Genomic DNA, 13965 nt, shown 5'->3' on the forward strand with positions numbered 1-13965 from the left:
CCCCTTCCTTTTCCTCCTGTTTCATGCGGCCATGCAGCAGCCCGACCCGGAACTGGGGAAAAATCTGTTCCTGCCACTCCTGGGCCAGTTTGGTAGCCGCCTCCAGATCCATTTTTTCCGATTCCTCTACCAGCGGACAGACTACATAGGCCTGGCGCCCTTGCTCTAACTGTTCCCGGATAAAAGCATAAAGCTTGTCCAGCCGGCTGCGATTGAGCCAGTGGGTTTTCACCGGCTTGCGCCCCGGCGGCAGTTCATCGATGACGGAGACATCCAGGTCCCCGTACAGAGTCAGGGCCAGGGTGCGGGGAATGGGGGTGGCTGTCATCACCAGCAAGTCAGGATGGTTGCCTTTTTCCCGCAAGAGGGCTCGCTGACGCACTCCGAAGCGGTGCTGTTCATCCACTACCGCCAGGCCCAGGCGGGCAAAAACCACATCCTCCTGTAACAGGGCATGGGTGCCGATGACAATGGCCAGATGGCCGGAAGCCAGGTCAGCCAGCAGTTGCCGCCGTTCCTTTTTGCTTTTGCTGCTGGTCAAAAGGCCAACCGGCAAGCCCAGGGGTCGGAACAGCTCCTGCAAATTCCAGTAGTGCTGTTCGGCCAGAATCTCGGTGGGAGCCATCAATGCCCCCTGATAGCCAGAGGCCACTGTTTTCAACAGGGCCAGGGCAGCCACGATGGTTTTCCCGGAGCCCACATCCCCCTGCACCAGCCGGGTCATGGGCCGGGGTGCGGCCATATCCCGGTAGATTTCCCCCAGTACCCTTTCCTGGGCTCTGGTTAACTGAAAGGGCAGGCGCTGGCGAAATTCAATTTCCAGCGGCAAGGGTACCGGACTATGAGCTATACCTTTGGGAGCGGTTTTTTCCGTGCCTTTCAACAGAGCCAGAGCCAGCTGCAGGAGAAAAAGCTCATCAAAAGCCAGACGCCGCCGGGCCAGCTCCCTGCTGGTCCAGGACTGGGGAAAATGGATTTCCTGTAAAGCCTGGGGCCGGGGCAGGAGGCTATGTTGCTGACAGTACTGCCCTGGCAAAAATTCGGGGGCGATCTCATCCACCTGGTCCAGCAGGCGGTAAATTACGGTGCGGAAAAAGCGGGAATTGAGCTGGCCACTGCCAGGATAGACCGGCACAATCCGGCCGGTGTGAATCAAGTCCTGGCGGTCCACAATCTCGAATTCCTCCACATTGATCTGGGGAATGCCATAGGCCCGATCGGTTTTGCCCGCCACCACCAGTTCTGTGCCCGCCTTCAGCTGTTCTTTCAGATAACGCTGATTGAACCAGACAGCATAGACCTGGCTCTCTTCCACCCTCAGCAGAGCTTTTAAGATCACCAGCCCCCGGCGCGGACGCAGCTCCTGGACATTGACCACCGTCCCCAGCACCGTTTCCTTTTCCCCGTGTACCAGCTGGGAGGGGTGTTTGAACTGACTGCGGTCCTGGTAATCCCGGGGCAGGTGAAAGAGCAGATCCCGCAGGGTATTGATACCCATGGCCTGCAAGGCAGTAGCTCTCTTAGGGCCGATATTTTTCACATATTGCAACTGGGCCGGCAGGCCCTGGCTTTTTTCGGCAGTGCGGGCCGGTGGTGCTTCTGTCTTTTCCTTCGCCTCCAGCTGTGTTTCCAGCTGGGGTTGGGACTGGGCCCTCCGGGGCGCCGGCCTGCTTACCGGCAAATTGACCAGCCAGTGCCAGAGCTTTTCCAGCTTCTCCTCCCGCTTGCTGCGACTCACCTGGCCATAATCGGCAAAAAGCCGGATGAAGTCGGCAGTTTCTGCCCTGCCTCCACCACCCGGCTTACCCGCCAGTTTTTCCAGCTGCTGTATGACAAAACGGTCAAAGCCGCCAAACACAGCCCCATTATTGCAACCCAGGCGCTTTTCCGCCTGGATGGCTTTTAACAAGAGGGTTTTGCTGTCCATTGCCTTTCACCTCAAACCGACTCCTCCACCGGGAAAAAGGCGATGCCCACTGCGCCTGGACCGGCATAGGTGCCGATAACTGTTCCGACCTCATTGATCATAATCACATCAAAACACTGAAATTCCTGGACAATGCGCTGATGCAGTTTCATCACACTTTCAAAATCATTGGCATGGAGGAGGGCACAGCGCATAGGCCGTCCCTGCAGACGCTCCCGGACCAGTTCCACAATCCGGTCAATAGCCTTATTCCAGCCCCGTACTTTGTCAATGGGGGTAACCACTCCATCCTGCATGGTAAGGATGGGCTTGATATTGAGCAGGCTGCCGACAAAGGCCTCGGCCTTGCCAATGCGCCCGCCCTTGAAGATATAATCCAGGGTATTGAGTACAAAATAAAGACGGCTTTCCTGTTTCAGCTTCTCCACCAGGGCGATAATTTCCTCTTTACTGCGCCCTTCCCGGGCTGCCCGGGCCGCCTCAACCACTATGATGCCAAGGCCAATGCTGAGGCTTTCCGAATCGATTACCGTAATATCTGCCCCTTCCGTCATTTCCGCTCCCAGGCGGGCACTTTGCACCGTGCCGCTGGTCTTCTGGCTGAGATGGATGGAAATGACCTGGGTGCCCTCAGCCGCCAGTTCCCTGTATACTTCAGCAAACTCCAGTGGTGAAGGCTGGGAAGTGGTAGGCAGGTTTTGCAAATGGGGCAAACGCTGATAAAACTCTTTGGAATTCAGGGTTACGCCATCCAGATAGGTTTCCCCATCCAGAAAAACTTTTAAAGGCACTATCTTGATGCCATATTCCTGCACCACCTCGGCCGGAATATCGGCAGTGCTATCAGTCACAATCCTGACTTTTCCCATCTATTCCACCCCAAACACATAAGCATAAACGGGTTGGTCTCCCTGGTGCAGCTCAATTTCCAGCTGCGGATAGGCCGCCTGCAGGCGGGTCAGCATTTCTTGCTGTTCCTCAGGCCCAACCCCTTCCCCGGCAAAAATGGTCAATAAAGAATGATCTTCCGTTACTATGTGGGCCAGCATGTTCAAAAACACTTCTTCCCGGGTCTTGCCCACCACCTGTACTTTGTCATCAATTAACCCCAGTATGTCGCCGGCCTTGATGGCCAGACCATCGATCTGACTATCCCGGACGGCATAGGTAATTTCCCCGGAAACCACCTGACCCAGGGCTGCCGTCATTGCCTCCACATTGGCCGCCAGGTCTGCACCCGGATCAAACTGCATTAAAGCTGCCAGCCCCTGCGGAATAGTACGGCTGGGGATAACTACTACCTGCTTGCTGGTCAGCTGCCCTACCTGTTCAGCCGCCATGATCACATTCCCGTTATTGGGCAGGATCAGGACAGTGCGGGCCGGAACCGCTTCTACTGCAGCCAGCAGATCTGCGGTACTGGGATTATTAGTCTGTCCGCCGGCCACCACCTGGTCAACCCCCAGGCTGGTGAAAACCCGGGTTAAGCCGGCTCCCGTTGCCACGGCCACCAGTCCCAGCTCCTTTTCTTCTTTAACAGGAGCGGCAGCTGGCTTGCTGGCTTCCTGCTGTTGCTTCTCCAGATACTGGTCTAACATGTTGGAGATTTTAATATTATGTAAGCTGCCGTATTGTACCGCAATTTCCAGGGCCTGACCAGGATGGTTGGTGTGGACATGGATTTTGGCTAGATCAGCCTCGCCCACCACCAGCAGGGAATCTCCCAGGGGGTCCAGTTTCCCCCGTAACAGGGCCAGAGGCAAATCCTGGCCTTTCAGAATAAATTCCGTACAATAGTGGTATTTGATATCCCCCAGGTCAGCTGGTAACTCATCTACTACTTCCACCATTTGAGGAGTGGCCTGGGCTTGCGCCGGTTTGGTCAGTACCCATTGTACATCCTGGTCCTGGAAGGATGCCAGCATGGCCCGCAAAAGGATAACCAGCCCCTGGCCACCGGCATCCACTACCCCTACCTGCCGCAAAATGGGCAGCAATTCCGGTGTCCGCTGTAATCCTTCTTCAGCAGCTACCACTGCTGCTTGCCATACTTCAATAGCGGAGCTAGCCTTGCGGACAGCCTTTTCCGCCCCCTGAGCCGCTTCGCGAATCACAGTCAGTATCGTGCCTTCAACCGGCTTTAGTACCCCTTTGTAAGCCGTATCGGCAGCGCCGCGGAAAGCAGCAGCCACCTCTTTCGGTCCCATTTCCTGTACCTGGTTCAGCTTCAAGGCAAATCCCCGCAAAATCTGGGAGAGGATCACGCCCGAGTTGCCGCGGGCTCCCATCAAAGAGCCCCGGGCCATAGCCTGGGCCACGGCGGGAATGGTATCCTCCCGAACCCGGGCCAGTTCCGCTACCGCTCCCTGCCAGGTCAGAGCCATATTGGTCCCGGTATCACCATCAGGAACGGGAAAAACATTTAATGCATCCACTTGCTCCCGCTGAGCCTGTAATACTTCACCTGCGGTTACAAAAGCCTTTCTCAGCTGACTGCCATCGATAGTCCTAGACACACCTGTTCCTCCTGCTCTAAATTAACTTTCCTGCAAACGTACTCCCTGGACTGTAACATTTACCCGGGCTACCCGCAGCCCGGTGGTGTTTTCCACCAGATACTTGACCCTTTCCTGAATATTATGGGCAACCTCGGAAATCTTTACCCCATACTGGACGATAATGTAGAGGTCAATGGATACTTCCTGTTCATCAGTGCGGGTGACATACACGCCCTTGTGAGCCTGGTCGCCGCGAAAAAGTTCGGCCAGGCCGTCAGTTATCTTGCGAGAAGCCATCCCAACCAGTCCATAACATTCCATGGCTGCATTGCCAGCTATAACAGCAATCACATCTTCACTGATCTGAATTTTTCCCAGCATATAAAAACCTCCTCCAGCACATCTTTTAATATTATAACCGCTAATTAATCACAAAAAAAGGGCCCACCTGCATGCGGGTCACCTGCTGCTTAATTACTGCTAACAATCTGGTTCAGTTCAGCCAGCAGTTTTTCTAAATCAACACCATGCATCTTCGCCCCGGCCGCAATGGATTCTGCAGTAGCACCCATACATTCAAGACAGTGCATTCCATACTTTTTAAAAATCTCTCTGGTTTGCGGATAGCGGGCTATCGTCTCAAAAATGGACATATCTCTGGTAATCACGGGACATCCCCCCTTAAAATTATATATTCAACGCAGCTTGCACATTTTCCTGCTTGCCAACTAAGAATGTTTCTGTTAGAATATAGAAGTGATTTTTGCGAGCGGTTGGCTGTAAAGGAGGTGGGTTGTAAAATGGCAAAGTGTGCAGTTTGCGGTAAAGGTCAAGTGGTAGGCATCCAGCTCAGCCACTCTCACATCCGGACCAAGCGGACCTGGTCTCCCAACCTGCAGCGGGTAAAAGCTCTGGTCAATGGCACTCCCAGGCGGATCATGGTTTGCACCCGGTGCCTGCGTTCCGGCAAGGTCCAGCGGGCCATCTAATTTAGCAAAAAAACCAGCGATAGCGCTGGTTTTTTTATTTTTCCTCCCTTTTATTCAATTCAAACATCAGCTGCTCCAGCTCTGCCTTGCTGAAATGATACTTTTCATTGCAAAAATGGCAGCGCAATTCTGCCCCACCCTCGGCAGCCATTTCTGCTAGCTCTTTCCAGCCCAGCGCAAGCAAAATGCCACTCATTCTTTCTCTGGAACAGCGGCAGGCAAAGCGCACTTCCTTGCGTTCCAGGATCTGAAAATCAAAGCCCTGTAAAGCCTGTTGCAACAAGTCCTCCGCCCTTGCTCCTTCGGCTACCTGGGAGGAAACCGGTGGGAGCTGGGCCAAATTGGCCTCCAGAGCGTTGATAACCTCCTCGGTCGCACCAGGCATCAGCTGCAGGAGAAAACCACCAGCAGCCTGCACATGGCCCTCTGGAGCCACCAGTACCCCCAGCGCCACGACAGAGGGGATCTGTTCCGATTTGGCAAAATAATGGGTCAGATCCTCGGCAATCTCCCCTGATACCAGAGGGGAAGTCCCGGTATAGGGCTCTTTCAGGCCCAGGTCACGGGTAATGTAGAGCTGGCCCTGTCCCACCGCCCGGCCTACATCCAGTTTTCCGGGACCTTTGGGCGGTAAATCCACATGGGGCTCCTGGACATAGCCCCGCAAATTGCCTTCAGCATCTGCCTGAGTAATAATCCCACCAATGGGGCCATCACCAAAAATACGCAAGGTGACGGTTTCCTCATTTTTCAAAGTCGCTCCCAAGAGCGCCACTGCCATCAGACAGCGGCCCAGAGCCGCAGTAGCAGTAGGCCAGGTATCATGCCTTTGTCGTGCTTCTTCCACAGCCCGGGTTGCCGTCAGGGCCAGGGCCCGGATTTGCCCCCCGGCAGCTATCCCCCGGATCAACTCATTTTGCATCTTTTTTCCGCCTTTCTACCAGTTAATTTCCTTTATCACTGCACCATTCTGAAGATTAAGCAGCTGAATGCCCCGTTCAGTCACTACCGCCAGGGTCGGAGGCCAATCCTCTTTAGGCAAAGTAGGACTGCCCGGATTTAACAAAAAGGTCCCTTCCTGTTCCAGCAGTACAGGCACATGGGTATGGCCGCTGATCACCACCCGGGCTTTCTGCTGTTTAGCCAGCTTAATCAGACCAGCGGGGCCATCATATTGATGCCCATGGGTTATAACCAGTAAACCAAAGGAAGTATATACCTGGGTCAAAGGAGGGAGCTGGCGAGCCAGCATCATTTCATCCACTTCGGCATCACAATTGCCCCGCACTGCCAGCCAGGGTCGGGTTAAGCTGTTAAGGGCCTCCGCCAGCGCCGGCGGATTGTATCCGGCTGTAATCGGGTTACGGGGGCCAGGAGCCAGGATATCCCCGGCATGCAAAATCAAATCACAATCGGCCAGTACCTGCTGCCAGGCCTGTTGCCAGACCTGAGAATTGCCATGAGTATCAGAAATCACTCCTATCCGCATGCCTATCACCTCACCGCCTATTTTACTGCCCCTTCGCTATCAGGTCAAGTAAAAGGAAAACGGGCCATGCGGCCCGCTCAATCCAGTTCTTTATTTGCGCAATTCCATACCAGCTCCGGCTTTGGTAGACTGGGAAGCGATCATGTCACTATTGCCGCTATTGACCAGTTTATGCCAGGTACCTGCCGGTACATAGATAATGGAACCAGCAGCAACAGCGATTTTCTCTTCCCCATTGCCATTATCCAGATAAAACTCCCCTTCGCCCTGGAAGACAAAGAAAACCTGGTCGCCTTCCGGATGGCGATGGTAATCCAGCACCTGGCCGGGTTTGAAGTAGTAAGTGTCAACCCCCAGCATGCCGCCGCTGAAGTTGGCGATTTTATTCATAGCTTCTGCTTTAAAAGCGGGATTTTGAATGACATTTACGTGTTGACTCATAATTTATACCTCCTCATCGATTTCAGTATTAGTTTTGCCTTGCTACTGTTAACAATATACCATGTTAATTTTTGTTTGTCAATAATAATTATTATTATCCTTTAATAAAATCAGCCATCTCTTTACAAAATAGCTTCTGAGGAGGGTCGCTTATGCGCAGTTTATGGAAAGGGGCCGTCAGCTTCGGCCTGGTTAATATCCCGGTCAAAATGTATGTAGCCACCGAAAAAAAGGATATCCGCTTCAATTATCTGCATCAACCCTGTCATACACCGGTACAGTACCGGAAATATTGCCCCACCTGTCAACGGGAAGTGGAGGCAGAGGAAATAGTGCGCGGTTACGAATACAATAAAGGCCAGTATGTCATCATCTCAGAAGAGGATCTGGAAAATATACCGGCCCCAACGGCCAGAGCCATTGAAATCCTGGATTTCGTTGAGCTCAGCCAGATTGATCCTATCTATTATGACAAGACCTATTATCTGGCTCCAGCCGAAGGAGGGCAAAAGCCCTATGCCCTGCTGAAAGCAGCCATGGAAAAGACCGGCAAAATCGCCATCGCCAAAGTCACCATCCGCAGCAAGGAGGCCCTGGCAGCAGTGCGCTGTCATCAGGAATGTCTGGTGCTGGAAACCATGTTCTATCCCGATGAAATTCGCTCTCCCCGCTATATACCGGAACTGGAATTTCAGGCCCAGTTGCAGGAAAAAGAACTGGAAATGGCGGTTACCCTGATCAATAACCTGGCCGCCCCCTTTGACCCGGAAAAATACACCGACCGCTACCGGGAAGCTCTGCGCCAGGCAATCGCAGCCAAAATCGCCGGCCAGGACGTAGTCGCTGTCCCGGCTGCTCAGCCGGCAAAAGTAGTAGATTTGCTGGAGGCCTTAAAAGCCAGTCTGGAACTGACCAAACCCCAGGCCAAAGCAGCCGGGGGTGAAGGCTGATGCCCCTCTTTTACCCACCCATGCTGGGAACCCTCTGGCGGGAAGAATGGCCGATAAACTGGTATTATGAAGTCAAATGGGATGGCATCCGGGCCCTGCTCTATCTGGAAGAAGGAGGCTGGCGACTTTTAAGCCGCCGTGGCCAGTTGCTCAACCACGCTTTCCCGGCCCTGGAAGACCTGCGTTCAGCTTTTTCCTTTCTGCCAGTAGTTTTAGATGGTGAACTGGTAGCCTTTGACCAGCAGGGCCGTCTCTCCTTTTCCGCCATCTTAAAGCAAATGCAGGGAAAACAAACCCTGCCCTGGTACTACTGGGTATTTGATTGCCTGCACCTGGGGGAGCCGTTGCTGCATCTTCCCCTGCGGGAGCGCAAGGAAAAACTGGCCCGTTCTTTCCCTCATCATCCTCTTGCTGGACCGGTGCAGTGGTATCAAGGAGAACAGGCCCGCCTGCTGTGGCAAAAAGTAAAGGAGCTGGAACTGGAAGGAATGATGGCAAAAGACCCTGAAAGTCCCTACCTGCCAGGAAAACGCAGTCAGCACTGGCTCAAAATCAAGCGGGAACAGCGGCTTGAACTCTCGATCCTCGGTTTTACCCGGGAAAACCGTCCGGTCAGCTCTCTGCTGGTAGGAGAAATCAGCCCTGCAGGAGAGAAAAAAGTCAGGGGTAAAGTTAATTGCTCCCTACCCGCTCCCCGTTATCAGGCGCTGGTACAGCTGCTAAGAGCGCTAACCCTGGAGCAGGAAGGCAATATTTTCTGGGTACAGCCCCTGTTAATTGCCGAAGTCGCCTATTTGGAGTTAACGGCAGAAAACCAGCTGCGCCATCCCCGTTTGCTGGGAATTAGAAAACAGGAGGAGAAAAAATGAACCTCCAGCTTACTAATCTGGATAAACCCTTTTGGCCGGAAGGTATTACCAAGGGAGATTTGCTGGCCTATTATCAGGCTATGGCATCTGCCCTGCTTCCCCTGCTGTGCCAGCGTCCCCTGGTCCTGAAACGTTACCCTGATGGCATTGAGGGTGAATATTTTTATCAAAAACAGGCTCCACCTCACACTCCGCCAGATTTTCCCCGGGTCCACTGGCATGGCATCGATTATCTCTATGTAAAAACTGTTGAACACCTGCTATGGATCATCAATACCGGTGCCATTGAGATCCATGCCTGGCCTTCCCGGGTACCCCGGCTGGACCAGCCCGATATCCTCCTCTTTGACCTGGATCCCGCCCCAGGAGTCCCCTTTTCCCAGGTCTGTCAGGCTGCCCTGCTGGTCAAGGCTGCGCTGGAAAAGCTGGGTCTGGTGGGATTTGTTAAAACTTCCGGTTCCCGGGGCTTGCACATTTTTGTGCCCATTCAACCGGGACCAGCGAGTGGTCAATTGCGGCGGGCCCTGGCCCTGCTCTGCCAGACCCTGGTTCAGGTCTGGCCGACCGGTCTTACTACCGAATTCAGTAAAAGCAAGCGCCAGGGCAAAGTCTATCTGGATTACCTGCAAAATACAACCGGCAAATCCACTGCCTGGGTCTACAGTGTGCGCCCATTGCCGGGCGCACCCCTCTCCTGGCCGGTCAGCTGGGATGAAGTCGAGGCAGGCAATTTAAACCCGCAGCAATTTACCTTGCATAATTACCTTCAGTACATTCCTCAGGCCCGGCAGCTCTGGGGGGATTTTTTTCAACAGGCCCGGTCGGCCGCAGGTTTACTGGCTTTACTATCTTGACACGAAAGCCTGGTTTCCCGTAAGATATATTTAGACAGTTATCTAAATATCTAAATGGAGGTGGGGCTATGTCCTTATCCCTCACATTTAAGGCCCTTTCCGATCCCACCCGGCGCAAAATCCTGGAATTGCTGCGGCAGGGTGATCTGACCGCCGGCGCCATCGCAGAACACTTCCAGATCAGCAAGCCCAGCATCTCCCACCATTTAAACCTGTTAAAACAGGCGGGACTGGTGGTGGATGAACGCCAGGGGCAAAATATCCTCTATTCCCTCAATACCTCAGTGCTGGAAGATGTCCTGAGCTGGTTTCTGGAAATGAAAGGAGTGCATGAAGATGAGAAGAAAATGGATTGAAATCGCCATCTGGAGTCTCCTGCTGGGGCAGCTGGCCCTGAGTGTTTACCTCTATCCCCGTTTGCCTGACCCCCTGCCTACCCACTGGAATATGCGGGGAGAAGTAGATGGCTACATGAGTAAACCTCTGGGAGTCGGTTTCCCGCTGGCCCTCAACCTGGGCATCTATCTGCTGCTGGTCTCCCTGCCAGCCCTGGACCCCAAGGCCAAAATCGAGAAGTTTCAACAAGTGCTGGACATGGTCAGGCTGTTCATTCATGGGCTACTAACGGTTATTTTTGTCATTGCTTTATTAAACAGTCTGGGTTACGCCATCCCGGTGGATAAAACGGTACCGGCCCTGATCTCTCTGTTATTTATCTTCCTCGGCAATTATCTGGGCAAACTGCGCCCCAATTATTTTATCGGCATCCGCACCCCCTGGACCCTGGAAAATGAACAAGTCTGGCAAAAAACCCACCGCGTCAGCGGTCCCGTCTGGATGGGGGCCGGACTGGTGGGTCTGATCGGTTCCTTCCGGGGAGGAGCCATTGCCTTTGGTTTTTTCTTTGGCGCGTTAATGGCTGCTACAGCCTTTTCCCTCTGGTATAGCTGGAAGGTCTATCAGGACCTTAAAGGGTCTGACAAACATTAGCTTTATCTTCCCACTCCAGGGAAGTTAATAAGCGCAGTTCAAACATTTTCAGCAAAAAGCGCACCCTTAATGCCGGGCCCATAATAGCATGCCAGCGATTGCCGGCGAAAGGCAGGAAGGTGACATCCAGGGGATCATCATCATTTTCAAAATAGGCCTCCACCTGTTGCCAGGCAGGAAGCAAGTTTTCATCCAGGATTTCCACCTGGAAAATGATTTCACCGGGATTTTTCTCTTCAGTCAATTTGATCTTGTTCTGGTCAAAGCAATACTTCAGCATTCTCTTTCCTCCCGCTGTTTTTTATCTTTTATTATAACACAAAACCCGTCTTTAAGTAGCAGGAATTCCCTTCTGCTCTGTCGAAAATTTTAGCTACCCAGCGGTGAGGAGGATTTTCTGTGTGGCTAAAATTTTTTCAGGTAGTGCGGGAACTGCAAATCCATCGCCATATCAATAAACTCAAACCAGAGGAAATCAAGGAAATGCAGCTGATTCATCTGGGTTATCTCTCCGGCCGTCCCCAGCTGATTACCAGAAAAAACTGGCTGAGCCGGGTGACCTTTGTGGAATTTCCGCTGGCCCTTGAGTGTCAGGCCCAGCCAGGACTCTTCTTTGGTTTTTATCGCCTTTTCAGCAGTCAGGCCAGAGATATCTTGCAGGCCAAACTGGGGGACCAGTTTTATGTGCGCAGCATTGCCGTCAATGACCCGGAATTGCGCTGGTATTATGTGCTGGAGTTAGTGCCAGCCGATAAGCTGACCGATTTCCCCTTGCGCTACAAAGAATACCTTCTACCTCATAAGTTAAACTGTCTGCGCTAAAAAGGGACCAGCGCCAGAAGCGCCGGTCCCTTTTTATTTTACTGGAACAGCTCAGTACTGAGATAACGTTCACCGGTATCGGGAGCCACCACAACCACTCTTTTGCCTGCCCCCAGTTCTTTCGCTACCTTCAGGGCAGCCCAGACGGCAGCACCAGAGGAAATACCTACCAGAATCCCCTCTTTGCGGGCCAGGTTACGGGCAGTTTCCATCGCATCTTCATTGGTCACCTGAATGACCTGGTCATAAATCTTTGTATTCAGCACGTCAGGCACGAATCCAGCGCCAATGCCCTGGATTTTGTGAGGTCCGGGATTGCCGCCACTCAACACCGGGCTGGCAGCAGGTTCCACAGCTACTATTTTGACACCGGGGATTTTTTCTTTCAAAACCTCACCAACCCCGGTTATGGTACCGCCGGTGCCGACCCCGCCGACAAAGGCATCCAGCTGACCGCCGGTCTGCTCCAGAATTTCCAGCGCGGTAGTCTTGCGATGGATTTCCGGGTTGGCCGGGTTTTTAAATTGCTGGGGCAGGAAATAATCGGGATTCTGGGCCAGCAGTTCTTCCGCCCGGCGCACGGCTCCTTTCATTCCCTCACTGCCAGGGGTGAGAATCAGCTCGGCACCATAGGCTTTCAACAAATTGCGCCGCTCTATGCTCATGGTTTCCGGCATCACCAGGATCAGCTTATAACCCCTAGAAGCTGCCACCATGGCCAGACCAATACCGGTATTGCCACTGGTGGGCTCTACGATGGTAGCTCCCGGCTTCAGAATACCGGCTTGTTCAGCAGCTTCGATCATGGACAGAGCAATCCGGTCTTTAACACTGCTGCCCGGGTTGAATGACTCCAGTTTTACATAAACCTCAGCCATATTCTCATCTACCAGTTTGTTCAACCGCACCAGGGGGGTTTGGCCGATCAATTCAGCAATATTGTTGGCTACACGCATGCAAATTACCTCCTCTTTATTCCGAGTATTTCGCTCTGTTTTTATGCTTATCTAAAGCATAACAGACATTATTATTTTTGTCAATAAAAATCGAAAAAACCCATTGGGCATTTTTGCTCAATGGGTTCTGCTCAGTTTAGGCAAGTACAGGGTTGCGACAGCACCCCCGGTAGGCCGATTGCCCAGCTCGATCCGGCCCCCGTGGGTTTCAGCTATTTGTTTGGAAACCACCAGTCCCAGGCCCATTCCTTCTTCCTTGGTAGTAAAAAAGGGCTCAAAGACTTTGTTTAAAACCTCAGGAGGCAACCCCGGGCCATCATCCATCACCAGTACAGCCCATTCCTGCTCCCGGCTCTCCACTTCGACTACCACTTTGCCACGGCTACCACAGGCATCCACCGCGTTTTTGATAAAATTGACCAGCACCTGCTTGATTTGTTCCCGGTCAGCCCGCACATAGGCCTGACCATATGTAACCCCTTCTAAGGCAACCCCTTTCAAGTTGGCTTCACTGACCATTACCGCCAGGGTTTCCCGCACCAGGTTGATCAGATCCACATCCCGAAAATTGGGGGCACTGGGTTTGGTGAGCAAGAGAATTTCGCTCACCAAACCCTTGATGCGCCGTAATTCTTCATTGACCAGGGCTGCATACTCCCGGGCCTTCCCTTCCGGCAGCAGCGGATTTAGCAGCTGCATGAAACCCATCACCGTCGTCAGGGGGTTACGGATTTCATGGGCCAGCCCGGCAGCCAGCTGCCCGACAACCGCCAGTTTTTCCTGGCGGATGAGTTTATCCTGCATCTCCCGTTCCCTGGTCACATCCCTGACCATCATGATTAGTCCCAGGAAACGGTTTTTGCTGTCCCGGAGCGGGGTCATAAAAACATCCAGCAAGCGTTGATTGACTTTGATATTCCTCTTTTCATAAGCTTCTTTATTTCCGGAACGGAATTCCTCCATTAATTCTAAAACCTGAGCCTGGAACAGCGGTGAATGACATTCCACCACATTCTGCCCGATGAAGTGTTCAGGATTAACAGCAAAAATATCCGCTGCTGCTTGATTAATCTGTACACAACAGGCATCAGGATCGAGAATCATAATCCCATCAACCAGACTGTTAAACAAAGGGCTTTTGCCGATCTTGATTAGCTCTTTCCCTTTCCCCGCACTCATA

Annotated in this window: 18 protein-coding genes; 7 read left to right on the forward strand and 11 right to left on the reverse strand. The window is 52.8% G+C overall.

Features of this window, described 5'->3' with window-relative positions:
• From JDF658_RS03710 to JDF658_RS03730, 5 genes are all read right to left on the reverse strand, one after another.
• Positions 1 to 1927: ATP-dependent DNA helicase RecG (locus tag JDF658_RS03710; protein WP_079906503.1), on the reverse strand; the 1927-nt coding region annotated here is incomplete at its 3' end.
• An 11-nt stretch (positions 1928 to 1938) separates the two neighbouring features.
• Entirely contained in the window at positions 1939 to 2796 is an 858-nt protein-coding gene (locus JDF658_RS03715; RefSeq protein WP_079906504.1) for a DegV family protein, read from the reverse strand.
• Complete coding sequence (locus tag JDF658_RS03720; RefSeq protein ID WP_078664951.1) at positions 2797 to 4443, reverse strand: DAK2 domain-containing protein; 1647 nt, start codon at positions 4441 to 4443, stop codon at positions 2797 to 2799.
• 21 nt (positions 4444 to 4464) lie between these two features.
• The gene (locus JDF658_RS03725) at positions 4465 to 4806 is read right to left on the reverse strand and encodes an Asp23/Gls24 family envelope stress response protein (protein ID WP_079906505.1); all 342 of its coding nucleotides are present in this window, start codon (positions 4804 to 4806) and stop codon (positions 4465 to 4467) included.
• Positions 4807 to 4895: 89 nt separating this feature from the next.
• On the reverse strand, positions 4896 to 5093 hold the full coding sequence (locus JDF658_RS03730) for a DUF1858 domain-containing protein (protein ID WP_107753612.1): 198 nt from the start codon (positions 5091 to 5093) through the stop codon (positions 4896 to 4898).
• A gap of 132 nt (positions 5094 to 5225) precedes the next feature.
• On the opposite strand from JDF658_RS03730, the gene rpmB reads away from it, so the two are divergent.
• A complete protein-coding gene (rpmB, locus tag JDF658_RS03735; protein ID WP_078664953.1) occupies positions 5226 to 5414 on the forward strand; it encodes a 50S ribosomal protein L28 in 189 nt (62 codons plus the stop codon).
• A gap of 34 nt (positions 5415 to 5448) precedes the next feature.
• Here rpmB and hslO read toward each other — a convergent pair whose 3' ends face one another.
• From hslO to JDF658_RS03750, 3 genes are all read right to left on the reverse strand, one after another.
• Entirely contained in the window at positions 5449 to 6336 is an 888-nt protein-coding gene (gene hslO / locus JDF658_RS03740) for an Hsp33 family molecular chaperone HslO (RefSeq protein WP_079906506.1), read from the reverse strand.
• 15 nt (positions 6337 to 6351) lie between these two features.
• Entirely contained in the window at positions 6352 to 6903 is a 552-nt protein-coding gene (gene yfcE / locus JDF658_RS03745; RefSeq protein ID WP_079906507.1) for a phosphodiesterase, read from the reverse strand.
• A gap of 90 nt (positions 6904 to 6993) precedes the next feature.
• The gene (locus JDF658_RS03750) at positions 6994 to 7344 is read right to left on the reverse strand and encodes a cupin domain-containing protein (protein ID WP_079906508.1); all 351 of its coding nucleotides are present in this window, start codon (positions 7342 to 7344) and stop codon (positions 6994 to 6996) included.
• A 152-nt stretch (positions 7345 to 7496) separates the two neighbouring features.
• Between JDF658_RS03750 and JDF658_RS03755 the strand changes: the two genes are divergently transcribed.
• The 5 genes from JDF658_RS03755 (at position 7497) to JDF658_RS03775 (ending at position 11007) form a co-directional block, all read left to right on the forward strand.
• Positions 7497 to 8294 carry a Ku protein gene (locus JDF658_RS03755; RefSeq protein ID WP_078664957.1) on the forward strand — a complete coding sequence of 266 codons (798 nt, stop codon included), beginning with the start codon at positions 7497 to 7499 and terminating at the stop codon, positions 8292 to 8294.
• Positions 8294 to 9163, forward strand: coding sequence for a hypothetical protein (locus JDF658_RS03760; RefSeq protein ID WP_079906509.1), 870 nt, complete (start codon positions 8294 to 8296; stop codon positions 9161 to 9163). Before JDF658_RS03755 ends, JDF658_RS03760 begins: the two co-directional genes overlap by 1 nt.
• Entirely contained in the window at positions 9160 to 10017 is an 858-nt protein-coding gene (gene ligD, locus JDF658_RS03765; RefSeq protein WP_078664959.1) for a non-homologous end-joining DNA ligase, read from the forward strand. The genes JDF658_RS03760 and ligD overlap by 4 nt, the downstream gene beginning before the upstream one ends.
• Positions 10018 to 10085: 68 nt before the next feature.
• On the forward strand, positions 10086 to 10373 hold the full coding sequence (locus JDF658_RS03770; protein WP_078664960.1) for an autorepressor SdpR family transcription factor: 288 nt from the start codon (positions 10086 to 10088) through the stop codon (positions 10371 to 10373).
• Complete coding sequence (locus JDF658_RS03775) at positions 10354 to 11007, forward strand: SdpI family protein (protein ID WP_159071903.1); 654 nt, start codon at positions 10354 to 10356, stop codon at positions 11005 to 11007. The genes JDF658_RS03770 and JDF658_RS03775 overlap by 20 nt, the downstream gene beginning before the upstream one ends.
• On the opposite strand, the gene JDF658_RS03780 is transcribed toward JDF658_RS03775, so the two are convergent.
• Entirely contained in the window at positions 10985 to 11287 is a 303-nt protein-coding gene (locus JDF658_RS03780; RefSeq protein WP_078664962.1) for a hypothetical protein, read from the reverse strand. The genes JDF658_RS03775 and JDF658_RS03780 overlap by 23 nt on opposite strands.
• Positions 11288 to 11406: 119 nt before the next feature.
• Between JDF658_RS03780 and JDF658_RS03785 the strand changes: the two genes are divergently transcribed.
• Positions 11407 to 11829 carry a hypothetical protein gene (locus tag JDF658_RS03785; protein WP_079906510.1) on the forward strand — a complete coding sequence of 141 codons (423 nt, stop codon included), beginning with the start codon at positions 11407 to 11409 and terminating at the stop codon, positions 11827 to 11829.
• Positions 11830 to 11867: 38 nt separating this feature from the next.
• Here JDF658_RS03785 and cysK read toward each other — a convergent pair whose 3' ends face one another.
• Together cysK and JDF658_RS03795 are read right to left on the reverse strand one after the other, a co-directional pair.
• Complete coding sequence (gene cysK / locus JDF658_RS03790) at positions 11868 to 12785, reverse strand: cysteine synthase A (protein ID WP_078664964.1); 918 nt, start codon at positions 12783 to 12785, stop codon at positions 11868 to 11870.
• 117 nt (positions 12786 to 12902) lie between these two features.
• Entirely contained in the window at positions 12903 to 13964 is a 1062-nt protein-coding gene (locus JDF658_RS03795) for a nitrogen regulation protein NR(II) (RefSeq protein WP_079906511.1), read from the reverse strand.
• Position 13965 lies beyond the last annotated feature (1 nt).

Origin of the sequence: Carboxydocella sp. JDF658 (genome assembly GCF_002049395.1) — a bacterium.
GTDB lineage: Bacteria > Bacillota.

Excerpts from the sequence above, each read along its gene's own strand:
- JDF658_RS03770 (WP_078664960.1), top strand. The coding sequence starts at position 10,086 with ATGTCCTTATCCCTCACATTTAAGGCCCTTTCCGATCCCACCCGGCGC.
- JDF658_RS03715 (WP_079906504.1), bottom strand. The coding sequence starts at position 2,796 with ATGGGAAAAGTCAGGATTGTGACTGATAGCACTGCCGATATTCCGGCC.
- rpmB (WP_078664953.1), top strand. The coding sequence starts at position 5,226 with ATGGCAAAGTGTGCAGTTTGCGGTAAAGGTCAAGTGGTAGGCATCCAG.
- JDF658_RS03775 (WP_159071903.1), top strand. The coding sequence starts at position 10,354 with ATGAGAAGAAAATGGATTGAAATCGCCATCTGGAGTCTCCTGCTGGGG.
- yfcE (WP_079906507.1), bottom strand. The coding sequence starts at position 6,903 with ATGCGGATAGGAGTGATTTCTGATACTCATGGCAATTCTCAGGTCTGG.
- JDF658_RS03755 (WP_078664957.1), top strand. The coding sequence starts at position 7,497 with ATGCGCAGTTTATGGAAAGGGGCCGTCAGCTTCGGCCTGGTTAATATC.
- JDF658_RS03725 (WP_079906505.1), bottom strand. The coding sequence starts at position 4,806 with ATGCTGGGAAAAATTCAGATCAGTGAAGATGTGATTGCTGTTATAGCT.
- hslO (WP_079906506.1), bottom strand. The coding sequence starts at position 6,336 with ATGCAAAATGAGTTGATCCGGGGGATAGCTGCCGGGGGGCAAATCCGG.
- JDF658_RS03780 (WP_078664962.1), bottom strand. The coding sequence starts at position 11,287 with ATGCTGAAGTATTGCTTTGACCAGAACAAGATCAAATTGACTGAAGAG.
- JDF658_RS03760 (WP_079906509.1), top strand. The coding sequence starts at position 8,294 with ATGCCCCTCTTTTACCCACCCATGCTGGGAACCCTCTGGCGGGAAGAA.
- cysK (WP_078664964.1), bottom strand. The coding sequence starts at position 12,785 with ATGCGTGTAGCCAACAATATTGCTGAATTGATCGGCCAAACCCCCCTG.
- JDF658_RS03795 (WP_079906511.1), bottom strand. The coding sequence starts at position 13,964 with ATGAGTGCGGGGAAAGGGAAAGAGCTAATCAAGATCGGCAAAAGCCCT.
- ligD (WP_078664959.1), top strand. The coding sequence starts at position 9,160 with ATGAACCTCCAGCTTACTAATCTGGATAAACCCTTTTGGCCGGAAGGT.
- JDF658_RS03750 (WP_079906508.1), bottom strand. The coding sequence starts at position 7,344 with ATGAGTCAACACGTAAATGTCATTCAAAATCCCGCTTTTAAAGCAGAA.